This window comes from Marinomonas sargassi, from assembly GCF_025716875.1.
In the GTDB taxonomy this organism is placed as follows: domain Bacteria; phylum Pseudomonadota; class Gammaproteobacteria; order Pseudomonadales; family Marinomonadaceae; genus Marinomonas; species Marinomonas sargassi.
In genome coordinates, this window is record NZ_JAOVZB010000001.1 from 607,949 (window position 1) to 623,198 (window position 15,250).

Genomic DNA, 15,250 nt, shown 5'->3' on the forward strand with positions numbered 1-15,250 from the left:
TTGTTATGGATTCACTGCACAATCACTTATTTCACCTTTATCTTTTTCAAAGTATTGCCAAGCTAGGCAGTTTCCAAGCCACTGCGACGAAATATGGTTTACCGCGCTCTTCTGTCAGTAAAAAAATTCAGCAACTAGAACAACATGTTGGTCAACGTCTCATTCAACGAAGTACAAGAAAGCTGAACCTAACAGAAGCAGGCAGAGATTTGTTAGCTGCCTCAGAATCCTTACATCAGGTCGTTGAAGCGTCACAGCAAGTGGTTGAAAAACATGAGACAAGTCCTTCCGGTAGAGTTCGTATTAGCAGCTCAACCCTTATAGGAGAACACTTTCTTCTGCCCTTTTTACAAGAGCTACGAGACTTATACCCAGACGTTTCATTAGAGTTATTTTTAAGTGACGACTATGTGGATCTCATTGAGCAAGAAATCGACATTGCGATACGTATCGGTCACTTACCCGACTCTTCGTTAGTCGCCAGAAAAATCGGTGAAAAGCATTGGGGTTGGTACGCCAGTCCAGCTTATCTACAAAAAAACGGGTACCCGAAAACACCCGAAGATTTGGTAGAGCACGACTGCTTAGTCTTCAAAAATAAAAACGTCACCTTAGACCATTGGCCTTTTAAATCGCCTACTGGCGAAGTACATAAGGTCAAAATCAAGAATCAACTCGCCACAGACAGCAGCCGAGCCTTAGTTGAAATGTCTCGCTTGGGCATGGGGATAATGATGATAGATCCTATCTTAATTCGCGATGATATAGCCAACGGCTCATTGGTTCCTGTACTGACAAAATGGCAATACACAGACAGCCTGCCAATTAATCTAGTCTGTCTTGGAAGAAACTATCGAACCAGAGCATCTAGCTGTATATGGGAGGCTCTTTTAGAGCACTTACAAGCCGTATTCACATTAAAATAGCTGTTGTTTAAGCGCCATGATGAGGACAAAAAAAGAATCAATTAAGGATAAGTACATTTTTGGGAACTCCTCTCTTAACTATTGGTCGGATCATCTATTACAGTTTCATTCATCAAGAAGGGACATGTTGGTGATTCATGCGTTTAATCAAAAATTATAAAAATACCGATTCTCAATGGGGCTGGGTGGTCATCATTCTACATTGGGGGTTAGCGCTTCCCATCATAGGTTTGTTTGCTTTAGGCCTATATATGATGGACCTAGGTTACTACGACTCTTTTTATACATTAGCGCCGCAAATACATGAGGCCGTTGGCATACTTGTGTTGGCTCTCATGCTTTTCCGCGTTGTATGGCGGCTATTCAATAAAGTACCTAAACCTCCAAAAACCAATACCGCCTTTATCAATACAGCCAGTCACCTCGCCCATAAAGCTCTGTATTTATTGTTATTCGTCATTTTGTTATCTGGCCTACTCATCAGTTATGCCGGCGGCCAAGGTATTCAAATATTCGATTGGTTTTTGATACCCGGACCAGACGACTTCTTTGAGAACCAAGCCACTTACGCTGGTGAAGTTCATTATTATGCCGCTTTTGCTCTTATTGGCTTAGTGGTACTGCACACGGTGGCTGCGCTCAAGCACCATTTCATAGATAAAGACTCAACCCTAAAAAATATGTTAGGAATCAAGGAGAAGAAATGAAAAATTTAGTAAAAGGTACATTACTGTCCCTCGCCATAGCATCCAGCAGTTTAGTAAGTGCCGCTACTTACGTCATCGACGATGCTTCAAAAGGTGCCCATGCTCAAATTGACGTTCAGGTAAAACACATTGGCGTGAGCTGGGTAAAAGGTCGTTTTAATGACTTTTCTGGCTCTTTTGACTACGACAAAGCCAATATTAATGACTCTAGTGTTGAAGTGACCATCAATACGCAAAGCTTCGATTCCAACCATGCTAAACGCGATAAGCACATTACAGGGTCAGACTTCTTAGATGCGTCTAAATACCCAACAGCAATGTTCAAAAGTACTAGCATTGCCGACATGGGCGATGGCAAAGTAAAAGTGAATGGTGACCTCACTCTTCATGGCGTTACTAAGCCGATCAGCTTTGATGCTGTGTTAATTGGTGAAGGTGATTCGCCTTGGGGTGATTACCGCGCAGGATTCGAAGGCTCTGTTGATCTTGAGTTTGATGATTTCAATATCAATGGCAAGCGTATCGGCACCAATGACTTCACTGTGAACATGTTTTTTGAAGGTATTACCAAAAAATAACATCACTTGCTTAAACGCATCACTTGTTTAAAAAGGGAGCACCGAGAGTGCTCCCTTTTTTATTTACCATTTAAATTCAGATAATAAAGCCGTTTCATAACACAGTATTTGATAAGCGTTCAGCGCTCCTTTACACTCCTATTCAAATTCAGTTATGGGATGCATTAGCGCATTCAATATCCCACACATTTATTCTTCTCAGGTAATCCTATGACCTTTAAAGCCCCAACTCTCAATGATAAGCAGCGTTTTGACGTGAATGACAAAAGCACCACTATGAAAGCCGTTATCACAACGGGAAACGGTGGCTACGATAAGCTGGAATACAAAGACGTGCCTATTCCTACTTTGGAAGAAGGTGAGGTGCTTATGCAGGTTCTTGCTGCGGGTGTAAATAACACTGAAATTAATACTCGTATGGGTTGGTATTCTGCCTCTGTCACAACCGGAACTGAAGGCTTAGATGGAGACGAAGAGGAACGCGGTCGCCAAAAGGCAGACGGTGGCTGGAATGAAGCAACCCCCTTCCCTTTCATTCAAGGGACGGATTGCTGTGGTCGTGTAGTAGCGGTAGGTCCAAATGCAGACCAAGCATTAATGGGGAAACGTGCTCTTATTCGTGCCTGTTCTCGTACTGAAGGTTGGGATTCTAAAGAAAACGTTTGGATGGCTTCCGACTATGACGGCGCATTCGCTCAGTTTGTTCGTATTCCAGCAAGCGAAGTCTTTCCTGTAGATTGCGATTGGACAGATGCGGAACTCGGCACCATTCCTTGTGCTTACGGTACAGCAGAAACCATGTTGCATCGTGCCAATGTTACTGCGAATGACCATGTTCTTGTTGCCGGTGCATCTGGTGGCGTAGGTTCTGCCACAATTCAATTGGCAAAATGTCGTGGTGCTACAGTAACCGCTATTTGTGGTCGCGATAAATTCGACCAAGTAAAAGCCATTGGTGCTGATTTCGTGGTCGCTCGTGATGAAGACCTAGTTGAAGTACTTGGTGCAAAATCCATGGATGTGGCGGTAGACAATGTAGCTGGTGAAGCTTTCAGTCAAATTATCGAAGTGCTAAAGCGTGGTGGTCGTTATGCCTCTTCTGGTGCCATTGCAGGCCCAATCGTCAGCCTTGATATGCGCAGCTTCTACTTAAAAGATTTAACTCTATTCGGTAGCACCGCTTGGGATGAACCCGCTTTCCCTGACCTAGTGAAATACATTGAGCAAGGTAAAATCAAACCTCTATTAGCAAAGACTTTCCCTCTTGAAGAGATTGCTACAGCGCAAGAAGAATTCACCAAGAAAAAGCACGTTGGTAAGTTTGTGCTGCTTCCGCCAGAACTGACGGACACTCAAAAAGCCTATATCGATGGCCTTGCTTAAGCTTTCCTTTTAATTACAGATAACTAACAGCCCCAGATTGCTTTGGCATCTGGGGCTGTATTTTTGAGAGATTATGAGTCTATTTAACCTTCCTCCTCTAAACCTTCCCCCTTTAAACAAGGCAGCTTTAAGGCGCCTTGAAACTATCCCCCATAGTGACCCAACGATGGATGAAGCGCGCTGGCAAGAAGTTCAGCCATGCCGACGTTATCAATTTGGTTCCAAATCCGTTTTCATCACACAGCCAAGCTCCAGTTTTTGGGTATACCTATTGGGTATTTTAACCACCCTGATTGGCGGTTACTTTTTTGTTATTGCTGAAGGGCAAATGTCCCGCCACTTATGGGGTTGGTCTCTCGTGTTATGGGGCCTAGGCGCTATTATCGCTGGCACTAGCTATCAAGCCTTTGGCTTTCAGCTCAAGTGTCAGGGTCGACCTAAAGCAGTTTGGACCAGTTGGTGGGAAGTTATTTATCTTATTTTTCAACAAGTCAGTATGAATGTCATGCTGGTCGCAGTGGCCTACTCTAACACCAGCGGCTGGCTACTGGATCTGCTCATCCTAGTCGCCATTGGACTAAGTATTCTCTACACTTTGTTGGTACTTTATGGCGCTATCATGCCCATAAAATGGCTCATTACTTTTGAGTTTATGGTGCAGGTATCCACTCCAATCGTGATCTTCTTTATTGCTTTAAACACTTGGAGTTACTGGCAAAATCCAAACCTAATGGACTTAACCTTATTAGGTTGCTGGGCAGGATTAATTATTACTATGTTGGGCTATTGGCTGTATTACAAAGCCGATATTACTAACAAATTATGGGCGAAAGGAATTTGGTTCTCTGAGAACGATGTATTGCATGTACTCTTAATAATTTGGGTGCTTTACATACCTTTCTTCATGGCACCACACATTATGGATTTATAGATCTAGCCACACTTTTATAGCGATAAAAAATGCCAACCTTTTACATAAAAGATTGGCATTTTAAAACGCTAACTAACGACTTTATTGAACGTTAGTAGAGTCAAAAATCTTATCCGCATTACCTTCAATGAAACTATCAAATAACTCGCCATTTGGCATCTCATGGCGGCGGGCAAATTCATAGAAACAAGTGGAAATGGTTTTCTCTTTACCATCCGCAAAGGTGAAAGACATCTTATCCGCCATAGTAGAAGATTGCTCTAAGAACAAAGTCGGTGAACCTTTTACTAAGCCACCCACTTCATTCAAAGTATAGCCTTCATCTAAAAGCAGCTGATTGACTTCCTCGATACTCGTAAAGTTATTCAGTTGATTAATGCTCACTGTGAAATGGTTCGCCTGAAGACCCATAGTTGCTAGCCAAGCAGCGTATTCACTGTGCTCAAGTAGAGTCTCATAGTCCTCTGAACTCACCGTATTCCATAGTCGCTTCGCCCAAAAGATAGCTGGCGATTGCACCGCATCTTCTGGGATTTCAGCAACCAACTTACCAATAATGTCTTGGCAGTTTTGTGGCAGCTCTTCCGTTAACAACTCTGATAGAAAAATCTTGGGTAACAATGGGTCAGCATGCTTATAACATCTTGCCACAAGATGTTTAGCCTCAAACCGAAAAGCGCCATAGGCCACATAGCCCATACTTTCCAGTTGTGGCTCTAGCTTTGCTAACGAAACAGGTGAATGAGCGAAAGTACGAAAAGCGACATGGTCGTTAATCACCTCTTCGCCATTCCCCTTGAACATTTCTTGTATCTGCTCCGCTTGAGGCGTCACTTCAATGTAGTTCTGCCACAGAAAATCAAAAAATTCAGATGCTTGCATAAATACCTCTCAGTTGAACAACCACTTAAACGGCTTACCACTCAATCCCGGGGGTTAAGGTTTCTGGGAACAATGCTTCACTGCCTTCAATCGAAGCCATAGGGTAAGCACAATAGTCCGCTGCATAATATGCACTCGGACGTAGGTTTCCGGACGCTCCAGGGCCGCCAAAAGGTGCATCACCACTTGCGCCTGTCAAAGGACGATTACGGTTTACTATGCCAGCGCGAATGTTTTCTACAAACTCATCCCACTCGGCATCATTTGTGGATAGAAGACCTGCGGATAAGCCAAAGCAAGTATCGTTTGCTTGCTTAATCGCGTTATCCAAACCTTGGTAACGAATCACCTGTAACAGTGGCCCGAAGTATTCTTCATCTGGCAGTTCTGCAACATTGGTCACATCAATCAAGCCCGGAGTAACAAAGGCATGCTGAGTATTTTTTGCTTCAACAATGCCGCTTGCGCCAAGCGACAATAGATTGGTTTGAGCGTTCAAAATGCCTTGAGCGGCTTGAATAGAAATCTGCGGCCCCATGAAAGGTGCAGGCTCAGCAAATGGTTCATCCATTTTCATCTTAGCGATACTTTGAGTCAGTTTATTTAGCAAAGCATCACCTTGCTCACCCGCAGGAACAAATAGCCTGCGAGCACAAGTACAACGTTGGCCAGCACTCATGTAGGCAGACTGTATAATGGTGTAAGCAGCAGCATCAAGATCACCGTAGTTTTCTGAAACGACCATAGGGTTATTACCCCCCATTTCTAGGGCAAGCATTTTACCCGGCTGACCAGCAAACTGACGGTGCAAGATATGACCTGTGTTAGCACTTCCCGTAAACAGCAATCCATCAATGCCTTTTGACTCAGCAAGCGCGATACCGGTTTCTTTTGCGCCTTGAACTAAGTTAATGACGCCATCAGGAATACCCGTTTTCTGCCAAAGTGTCATCATGAATTCGGCAATCGCTGGAGTCTGCTCAGAAGGTTTATAGACAATAGTGTTGCCGGCTAATAGAGCAGGAATCATATGTCCATTCGGTAAATGGGCAGGGAAGTTGTAAGGACCGAAAATCGCCATTACGCCAAGCGGGCGATGTCTCAAAACGATCTTGTTGCCTGCTGCTTCACGTTGTTTCTCACCTGTTCTTTCATGGTAAGCCTTAATAGAAACGGCAACCTTACCAACGACAGCAGCCGCTTCTGTTTTTGTTTCCCAGAAAGGCTTACCTGTTTCTTGTGAAATGATACGGGCGATCTCATCACCATTTTCTTTGGCGATTTCTGCAAACGCGAGAATGATATTTTCACGCTGTTTAAAAGAGGTTTTTCTCCATTCAACCAAAGCATCCCGTGCTGTCGTAACGGCTTCTTCCACCTGTGCAGAGGTGGCACTTGTGCCCTGCCAAATCACCTTGCTGTCGTATGGGCTAGTTGAAGCCATCGCTTCACCTTCACCAGCTACCCACTGTCCTGATATCCACTGAGTTTTCATAATCATTCCTATAGTATTTATTAGCGCCCTGACCTAAATAGAAAGCATGCGCACGAATTCACCTGCGTTTACCTGTAAAGCATCGGCAGCGTCTTTTGACACCACCACAGTTTGAGTCTCTTTGTTGTAAGACGCAGGTTGTGCAACAGCACGGAAGTCTTCACAAGAGGTATTGGCAATCAAATAATTTTCTGTCGATGCATGTTCACCAATCTCAACACGAGCACGAAACGAGTTCCTGATTGACGAGATATTGCGTATGTCGCACTCAACAGTTGGACCCGCATCAAAAATGTCCACATAACCTCGACAAGTGAAGCCCTCTTTCTCTAGCAACTTCAACGCGGGGACTGTTTTTTGATGCACTTGACCAATCACCGCTTGGGCTTCTTTACTCAACAAGTTCACATAAATAGGCAATTTCGGCATTAAATCCGCAACAAAGCCTTTCTTACCAATACCCATCAGATAATCGGCTTGGGTAAAATCAATGGAGAAGAAGTTTTCCTGTAGCCACTGCCAAAACGGAGACTTACCTTCTGCATTAGAAACACCACGCATTTCAGCGATAACTAACCGCGAAAAGCGTTCTTCGTGCTCCTTCATAAACAGAAATCGGCACTTAGACATCAGCTTTCCGTTCAAACCACCACGAAAATTCGGTCGTAAAAACAAGGTACAAATTTCTGTGCAGCCAGTGTAGTTATTGCCCAGCGTTAAGGTTTTTACCGTATTCTTAATACCAAGCTCGTGGGACACATGAACAACATTACCAATATGGTAGTTGTAAGCAGGGATGTCCCAACCGACCGAGGATTCAATACCCGTCGTACCCGCTACTTCACACGTTTCAGAGTCGAAAGCCACCATTAGATAGCCTTCACCTTCTCGCTCTTGCACATCTTTTTTAGCGAAGCTCTCAATAGAGTGATTGATTCTATTTTTCAGCAACTCTTCGTTAACGGGCAGAGAAGTGAAGCCGTAGCCAGACTCTTCTGCACACACATTTAACGCGTCGTAGTCGGATTGTTTAATTGGTCTAACAACAAGCATTGTTCTGCCTCCTAGCGGCGTTAATCAGATTAACGAAGCGAAGCTATCGCTTTATCTAAACGCGCCAAGCCTTCTTTAATATCTTCAATTGGAATGATCAAAGAAGGCGTGAAACGAACCACGTTTGTCCCAGCAACCAACACCATCAAGCCGTGTTGACCAGCCGCTACCAAAATATCGCGGGCTCTGTCTTTCCACTGGTCATTTAATACTGCGCCTAACAACAAGCCTTGACCACGAAGTTCACTAAACACATCATATTTTTCATCAATCTGCTGCAAACCTTCGCGAATCAGTGCTTCTCTTTCTTTAACACCTTTTAAGGTTTCTGGCTGGGCAACAACATCCACAACCGCTTCCGCTACAGCACAAGCTAATGGGTTACCACCATAGGTTGAACCGTGTGTTCCCACTTTCATGTGCGGTGCAAACTCATCCGTCGTCAACATGGCACCAATAGGGAAACCACCACCCAATGACTTCGCCGTTGTTAGGATGTCAGGTGTGATACCAAGGCCTTCATAAGCGTAGAAAGTACCAGTACGGCCATTACCCGTTTGAACTTCATCAAAGATCAATAGAGCGTTATGTTCATCACATAACTCACGTACTGCTTTTATGAATTCAGGAGAAGATGAAATGATGCCGCCTTCACCTTGCAAAGGCTCCATCATGACGGCACAAGTTTTATCCGAGAAATGCGCTTTAAGAGCGTCCACATCATTGTACTCGAGGTGTGTCACTTGACCCGGCTTAGGGCCAAAACCATCTGAGTAAGCCTCTTGACCACCAACAGTAACTGTGAAGAAAGTACGTCCATGGAAACCTTTTTTAAAGGCAATGATCTCTGACTTATCCGCACCAAATTTATCCACTGCCACACGGCGAGCTAATTTCAAAGCCGCTTCATTGGCCTCAGCTCCTGAGTTAGCGAAGAACACTTTGTCAGCAAAGGAAATGTCCGTTAGCTTTTTAGCTAAACGCAATGCCGGCTCATTGGTCATCACGTTACTAAGGTGCCAAAGCTTATTCGCTTGCGTTGTCACAGCATTAACAAGATCTTCATGGCAATGCCCCAAGCAACTTACGGCAATACCGCCAGCAAAATCGACATACTCCTTACCTTCCTGATCCCATACACGAGACCCTTTACCTTCTACAGGGATCACGCTCATTGGGTTGTAACAAGGCACCATTACGTCATCAAATAAGCTACGTTCTACTTTGTTTGTCATTTTCTTCGTCCTTATAAAATTCAATTCAGTTTTCTTACTTACTGGTATTTCGATTTTTTCCGATTTGGCTTCTGGATACATCCCAAGCCTCAATTCTGTTTTTAGTACGATCCCAATCTAACTCAGCAACATAGGTTAAAATGGCTTCCATCACGCCAAAGGCAGGTGCATAACAATCCCACACCGTATTACTGTTTATTGGCAAGGTGAGCACTTCCTTTGACCACTGGGCAACTGGCGACAACCAAGGATCTGTCATTAGGATAATGTTCGCACTGCGCTGCTTACGCGCCTGTTCTGCAAGGTCTGATAAATTATCTTGGTAACGTCTAAAGTTGATCACTAGCAAAACATCTTTCGGTTGCATCTGAAGCAGATACTCTGGCCACTCTTCTGGATCTGCTGGTATGTGGTACACCTTAGTGCGAATTTGTCGGAAGTGCTTAAAGGCATACACAGCGATGGCGTCGCTCATTCGACCACCAATAATGAATAGCCTATGGCTCGTATCTGCCAAGAGATTGCACGTTCTCTCAAATTGCGCTTCCGTGATCGATTCTGTTGTCTGCTTCACCAAGCCTTCAACCCGTGCCATAAAGCCCGCTAGATAAGCCCCTTCCACTGGCGCACTGGTACGTTTTAAATCCACAGGGGAACGCTGACTCTCTTTTAACTCAGAGATCAGAAGCTGTTGGAACTCTTGAAGACCCGCACACCCTAACTTCGCAACAAAGCGAGAAATAGTAGGTGGCGATACCTTGGTTTTCTCAGCAAGCTCATTAATAGGCTGCAAGCCAGCAAACGGGTAGTCCGCTAAAATAGCCGTCCCTAAGCGCTGCTCTGTTGCTGTCAGTTGAGAAAACATCTCTTCAATTCGGTCTTTTATAGTCATAAGGCTTCTTCTTTAATCATTAACGACATCAAATCAAATTAAAAATATAATGTCAAATTAATAATTTTTTATTTATTTGGAATTATTTTATCAGATGACGAGGAATAAATTTCCTATGAGGTGACTATTGGTAGATGGGGGCTTGAGTGTGAGGGTTAAATTAAGTGGCTTTATGACCAGCATAATAAAGATCAAATATTAACCACAAAAGGCATGATAGGTTTTCTTTATCAACAAATAAAAAAATAACAATTTCATTAAATCGAAACCTTTCTTTACTATACCTTACATCGGAAACGCACTAACAACTTAAACAAAGTTAATTACTAGGAGAAACACAATGATCAATACTCAACTTAAGCCATTCAACGCAACTGCATTCAAATCTGGCGAGTTCGTAGAAATCTCTGAAAAAGACGTACTAGGCAAATGGTCTGTATTCTTCTTCTACCCAGCTGACTTCACTTTCGTATGCCCAACTGAACTTGGTGATGTTGCAGACAAATACGAAGAACTACAAAAATTAGGCGTTGAAGTATTCTCTGTTTCTACAGACACTCACTTCACTCACAAAGCTTGGCACGACAGCTCTGACACTATCGGCAAAATCAACTACTACATGGTAGGTGACCAAACTGGCAACATTACTAACAACTTCAACGTAATGCGTGAAGGTCAAGGCCTTGCAGACCGTGCTACTTTCTTGATCGATCCAGAAGGTACTATCCAAGCAATGGAAATCACTGCTGAAGGCATCGGCCGTGACGCTGAAGATCTTCTTCGCAAGGTGAAAGCAGCTCAATACGTAGCAGCTCACCCAGGTGAAGTTTGCCCAGCTAAATGGAAAGAAGGTGAAGCGACTCTTGCGCCATCTCTTGACCTAGTAGGCAAAATCTAAAAAGCCTTCCCTTTTGTTGGGTGCTTTCTGCACCCAACATTGGGCTCGCCTACTCTCTCAAAACATGTAGGCCAGCAAACAAAGGCCCAATAGATACCTTTCAAACATAAAATGCTTAGACCTAAATTTATAGGTCAGGGATTTCTATGTCTGAAATTCACCGGCACTTTAATTGAATTACCAACAAATACAACGGGTTAAAAATTATGTTAGACGCAAATTTAAAACAGCAACTGGGCGCATACTTAAAGAATATCGTTAATCCGATTGAAATTACTGTGTCCTCAAATGGTTCAGAAAAATCACAAGAATTACTTAGCCTAGCTCGTGAAATCACTGAGCTTGAAAGCGGCAAAATTACACTGACTGTAGACGAGAACCCAGCAGGTCGTGCGCCACAAATGGCTATCGCTCCTAAAGGTGAAGCACCTCGAGTGCGTTTTGCAGGCATCCCAATGGGCCACGAATTCACATCTTTAGTCTTGGCCTTGTTGCAAGCTGGTGGTCACCCATCAAAAGCGGCACCAGAATTACTAGAGCAAATTAAGTCTCTAGATACTGAATTAAACTTCGAGGTGTACATTTCCCTCTCTTGCCACAATTGCCCAGACATTGTGCAAGCAACGAACCTGATGGCGGTATTGAACCCGAAAGTAACCGCGACCATGATTGATGGCGCCTTGTTCCAAGATGAAGTCAATGACCTGAACATCATGGCGGTACCGTCTGTTTACCTAAATGGCGAACACTTCGGCCAAGGTCGCATGACATTAGATGAGATTTTAAACAAAGTAGATACAGGTGCTGCAGATAAGCAAGCAGCTGCTTTGTCTGAAAAAGATCCATACGATGTATTGGTTGTTGGTGGTGGTCCTGCAGGTGCAGCCGCAGCAATCTACTCTGCTCGTAAAGGTATCCGTACTGGTGTGGTTGCCGAGCGCTTCGGTGGTCAAGTTGCCGACACTATGGCGATTGAGAACTTCATCTCTGTCAAAGCGACAGATGGCCCGAAGTTAGTCGCAGGCCTTGAACAGCACGTATTAGATTACGATGTAGACTTAATGAAAACACAAAAAGCAGTTCGTTTAGAGAAAAAAGAGTTCGTTGAATTAGAACTTGAAAACGGCGCAGTATTGAAGAGTAAGTCGGTCATCTTAGCAACGGGTGCACGCTGGAGAGAAATGAACGTTCCGGGTGAGCAAGAATACCGTGGTAAAGGCGTTGCTTACTGCCCACACTGTGACGGCCCATTGTTTAAAGGTAAGAAAACGGCGGTTATTGGTGGTGGTAACTCAGGTATCGAAGCCGCTATCGACCTTGCAGGTATCGTAGAACACGTAACAGTTCTTGAATTTGGTGACACATTACGAGCTGATGATGTATTGGTGAAGAAAGCAGAATCTCTTGCTAACGTCACTATCATCAAAGAAGCAATGACCACTGAGGTACTGGGCGATGGCGAGCGTGTCATTGGTCTGAAATACACAGACCGCCGTACCGATGAGTCACACCTTGTAGAGCTGGCAGGAATCTTTGTACAAATTGGCTTAGTACCAAATAGCGAATTCTTACAAGATACACTAGAGTTAACTAATCGTGGCGAAATCGTCATTAATGCACACGGTGAAACCTCTATCCAAGGTGTCTTTGCTGCTGGTGACGTGACAACAACACCATACAAGCAAATCATTATCTCAATGGGTGGCGGTGCAACAGCGGCTCTAGGTGCCTTTGATTACCTGATTCGCAACTAAAGCTAGTTACCATTAGCGTTGGTATAAGACCCCCTTTCTTTTTCCAACGCAGTTCCTTGATAACGCCTTCTAGTTTTACTAGGAGGCGTTTTTTTATTTTTAATCTAACCAAGAATAGGTGATAATGATTCTTAACTGAAGTATCAATGCTATTGTAACTATCCAAAGCAGGAGCGTTTGTAATGTTAAGCCATGCTGTTGAAAATGTTCCGACATTCGAACACTTGAATCTGGATTTTGGTTCGCAAAGTTGCGTACGTATTGTTAACAATCACTTTACTGCAGATACAGAAATTCAAAACCACTTTTCACCCGGGCTTTATATTTCCATGCTAGGAAAGTGCCGATGTGAGACGTTTGATAATGATAAATTTGAAGATTGTGACTATAGCTATCAATTTATCGTCGCCACTGTTGAAGAAGCTACTAATAGCAAGCTTCATTTTGCAAAAAATACTTCATGGCAAACATTCTCAATCATGTTGCCACTCAACCAATTTCATAAGTACTCTTTACCACAAGTAAAAGGCTTATCTACAAAGCTGCTAAGAAAAGATCGGCTGGCTGAATCTGGCCCCATCCCAAGAGATATCTTGAGTTGCTGTGAAGCTGTTTGGCAATGTACGTTTCAAGGTATAGAACGAGAGCTTTTCATCAAAGCCAAAGCACTAGAAGTACTGTCGTTATTTTTGCATAAAAAAAACTCTCAAAGCCTCGATGTATTGCCCTCAAGGCTCACCAACTTACAAAGTACATTGCGATATGTTGAATCACATTTAGAAGACAACTGGTCTTTAGACGCTGTCGCTCGCTTGGCCGCCAGTAACCCCACTTACGTTAAACAAGATATCAAAAATTTAACCAATATGAGCTTTCGAGAATGGCTAAAGAAAATCAGGATGGAGTCTGCCCTCGAGAAACTAAACGGCAAGGAAAGCATCACACATATTGCACATAGTATTGGCTTTAAAAGCCAAGCTCATTTTGCCACCCTGTTCAAAAATGAGACTGGCATATCTCCCAGCGAATACCGTAAATCACTCTTAATCCAAAACGTTATTGAACATTAATAACAATGTTAAGTATCGGACAGATTCAAGCGTTATAGAAATACCTACTTTCAAAAGCAACATACCTCCATTCAAAAGACTCTTTACCTCCTCACAACTAAAATAAAATGATAATCATACCTATTAACATCGGGTGAAATTCTAGGATCATAAATGAGAAATGGCCAAAGCGCACAATACCCTTGGGGTATGTTAGCGAGCGTTTATATTACGCAATACATAGGTATTGCCTTTATTCTATCTGCCGCTGTCGCTATTTTGCGTCAGCAAGGCATTGCATTAGATAAACTAGCGTTACTGAATTTAGCTGTATTACCTATGATGGGAAAGCTGTTATACGCTCCTTTCATCGATAAATACAAAGCCTTTTTACAAGGTAAATACCGTAGTTGGTTAATCATTTCACAATCCTGCATGACTCTTTTATTACTGATCGCTGGGCTTATGGACTTCTCCAGTCAGTTTCACTTAATTATCACCTGTCTCGCTTTTTATGCTTTTTTTACTAGCATTCAAGATGTTTCGATTGACGGTTTATCTTGCAAGCTTTTTCCACCAGACAAACGTAAGCTCGCCAGCAGTATTCAATTCTCAGGTAACTTGCTTGGTAATATCTTAGGTGGCGGATTGATCTTAATGTTTTACTCGTCGCTGGAATGGCAAGGAGCATTGTGGGTCATTGCCTTACTAACCTCTTTATCTTTATTGCAAACCATCTTCTTTCAAGAGCCAAATGATTTAGACGAAGACGATATCAACCCTGAAAATCCCACTAACTTGCTATACGCGATTAAGGTTTTTGTTCTTGAACATAAGAGCTGGTTCACTATTCTGGCGCTTTACCCTATTGCTTCCACATGTGGGTTTTCTTTAATCAATCCTTTATTGGTAGATCATGGGTGGGCACTGGGTGACATAGGATTTGTTATGAAAATTTACGGCTCTATCATCGGCCTCATATCAGCCTTGCTAGCCGCCCCTCTGATCGCAAGAATAGGACAGGCATTAGCGCTATCTAGTGCAATCCTTCTACAAGTAATTGCCTTAGCTATGGTCATTCCTCTAACGCTGGGATCATTGGATAAAACTATGGTTTACGCTGCAGTCACTCTTCATTTTATGAGCTTCCCTGCGCTGTTAGTTATTACTTCAACCATCATCATAGATAAGGCTGCAGATACTCATCATAAGGCAACATTTTTCACTTTACAGTTTAGCTTTGCCTCTCTTTTAGGCTTTCTATATTCAGGCATCAGCATGACCATAGCAAAACATGTCGGTTACAGCACAGTTGTGACAATAGGAACCATGCTCTCTATCTGCATAGCTTTTTTTATTGTGCTCTCACTTAAACGCAAGACGGCCCAATACACACGACAACACAGCTTACTTTAATAATGGCTATCTTAAGTTCTCTAAAACTTATAGCAAATGATTATTAACAAC

14 protein-coding genes are annotated in these 15,250 nt (G+C 43.1%); 9 read left to right on the forward strand and 5 right to left on the reverse strand.

What is annotated here, in order from left to right:
• Positions 1-5 precede the first annotated feature (5 nt).
• From OFY17_RS02955 to OFY17_RS02975, 5 genes are all read left to right on the forward strand, one after another.
• Positions 6-926, forward strand: a complete 921-nt coding sequence (locus OFY17_RS02955; protein ID WP_263529208.1) for a LysR family transcriptional regulator — start codon at positions 6-8, stop codon at positions 924-926.
• Positions 927-1,063: 137 nt separating this feature from the next.
• The gene (locus tag OFY17_RS02960; RefSeq protein WP_263529209.1) at positions 1,064-1,633 is read left to right on the forward strand and encodes a cytochrome b; all 570 of its coding nucleotides are present in this window, start codon (positions 1,064-1,066) and stop codon (positions 1,631-1,633) included.
• A complete protein-coding gene (locus tag OFY17_RS02965; protein WP_263529210.1) occupies positions 1,630-2,211 on the forward strand; it encodes a YceI family protein in 582 nt (193 codons plus the stop codon). Before OFY17_RS02960 ends, OFY17_RS02965 begins: the two co-directional genes overlap by 4 nt.
• Before the next feature lie 210 nt (positions 2,212-2,421).
• Entirely contained in the window at positions 2,422-3,594 is a 1,173-nt protein-coding gene (locus tag OFY17_RS02970) for an alcohol dehydrogenase family protein (RefSeq protein WP_263529211.1), read from the forward strand.
• A gap of 73 nt (positions 3,595-3,667) precedes the next feature.
• Positions 3,668-4,525, forward strand: a complete 858-nt coding sequence (locus OFY17_RS02975) for a hypothetical protein (protein ID WP_263529212.1) — start codon at positions 3,668-3,670, stop codon at positions 4,523-4,525.
• Positions 4,526-4,606: 81 nt separating this feature from the next.
• Here OFY17_RS02975 and OFY17_RS02980 read toward each other — a convergent pair whose 3' ends face one another.
• Genes OFY17_RS02980 through OFY17_RS03000 form a run of 5 tightly spaced genes read right to left on the reverse strand, consistent with a single transcriptional unit; the run spans position 4,607 to position 10,082 of the window.
• Positions 4,607-5,407, reverse strand: coding sequence for a DUF1338 domain-containing protein (locus OFY17_RS02980; RefSeq protein WP_263529213.1), 801 nt, complete (start codon positions 5,405-5,407; stop codon positions 4,607-4,609).
• Positions 5,408-5,441: 34 nt separating this feature from the next.
• A complete protein-coding gene (gene astD, locus OFY17_RS02985; protein ID WP_263529214.1) occupies positions 5,442-6,902 on the reverse strand; it encodes a succinylglutamate-semialdehyde dehydrogenase in 1,461 nt (486 codons plus the stop codon).
• Between the two features lie 33 nt (positions 6,903-6,935).
• A complete protein-coding gene (astA, locus tag OFY17_RS02990) occupies positions 6,936-7,955 on the reverse strand; it encodes an arginine N-succinyltransferase (protein ID WP_263529215.1) in 1,020 nt (339 codons plus the stop codon).
• A 29-nt stretch (positions 7,956-7,984) separates the two neighbouring features.
• The gene (locus OFY17_RS02995) at positions 7,985-9,190 is read right to left on the reverse strand and encodes an aspartate aminotransferase family protein (protein ID WP_263529217.1); all 1,206 of its coding nucleotides are present in this window, start codon (positions 9,188-9,190) and stop codon (positions 7,985-7,987) included.
• A gap of 34 nt (positions 9,191-9,224) precedes the next feature.
• Positions 9,225-10,082, reverse strand: a complete 858-nt coding sequence (locus OFY17_RS03000) for a MurR/RpiR family transcriptional regulator (protein ID WP_263529218.1) — start codon at positions 10,080-10,082, stop codon at positions 9,225-9,227.
• Between the two features lie 340 nt (positions 10,083-10,422).
• Between OFY17_RS03000 and ahpC the strand changes: the two genes are divergently transcribed.
• The 4 genes from ahpC (at position 10,423) to OFY17_RS03020 (ending at position 15,199) form a co-directional block, all read left to right on the forward strand.
• On the forward strand, positions 10,423-10,980 hold the full coding sequence (gene ahpC, locus OFY17_RS03005; protein ID WP_263529219.1) for an alkyl hydroperoxide reductase subunit C: 558 nt from the start codon (positions 10,423-10,425) through the stop codon (positions 10,978-10,980).
• A 206-nt stretch (positions 10,981-11,186) separates the two neighbouring features.
• Positions 11,187-12,734: an alkyl hydroperoxide reductase subunit F gene (gene ahpF, locus OFY17_RS03010; protein ID WP_263529220.1), complete on the forward strand. Its 1,548-nt coding sequence runs from the start codon at positions 11,187-11,189 to the stop codon at positions 12,732-12,734.
• 182 nt (positions 12,735-12,916) lie between these two features.
• The gene (locus OFY17_RS03015) at positions 12,917-13,804 is read left to right on the forward strand and encodes an AraC family transcriptional regulator (protein WP_263529221.1); all 888 of its coding nucleotides are present in this window, start codon (positions 12,917-12,919) and stop codon (positions 13,802-13,804) included.
• 153 nt (positions 13,805-13,957) lie between these two features.
• Entirely contained in the window at positions 13,958-15,199 is a 1,242-nt protein-coding gene (locus OFY17_RS03020; protein ID WP_263529222.1) for an MFS transporter, read from the forward strand.
• Positions 15,200-15,250: the final 51 nt, after the last annotated feature.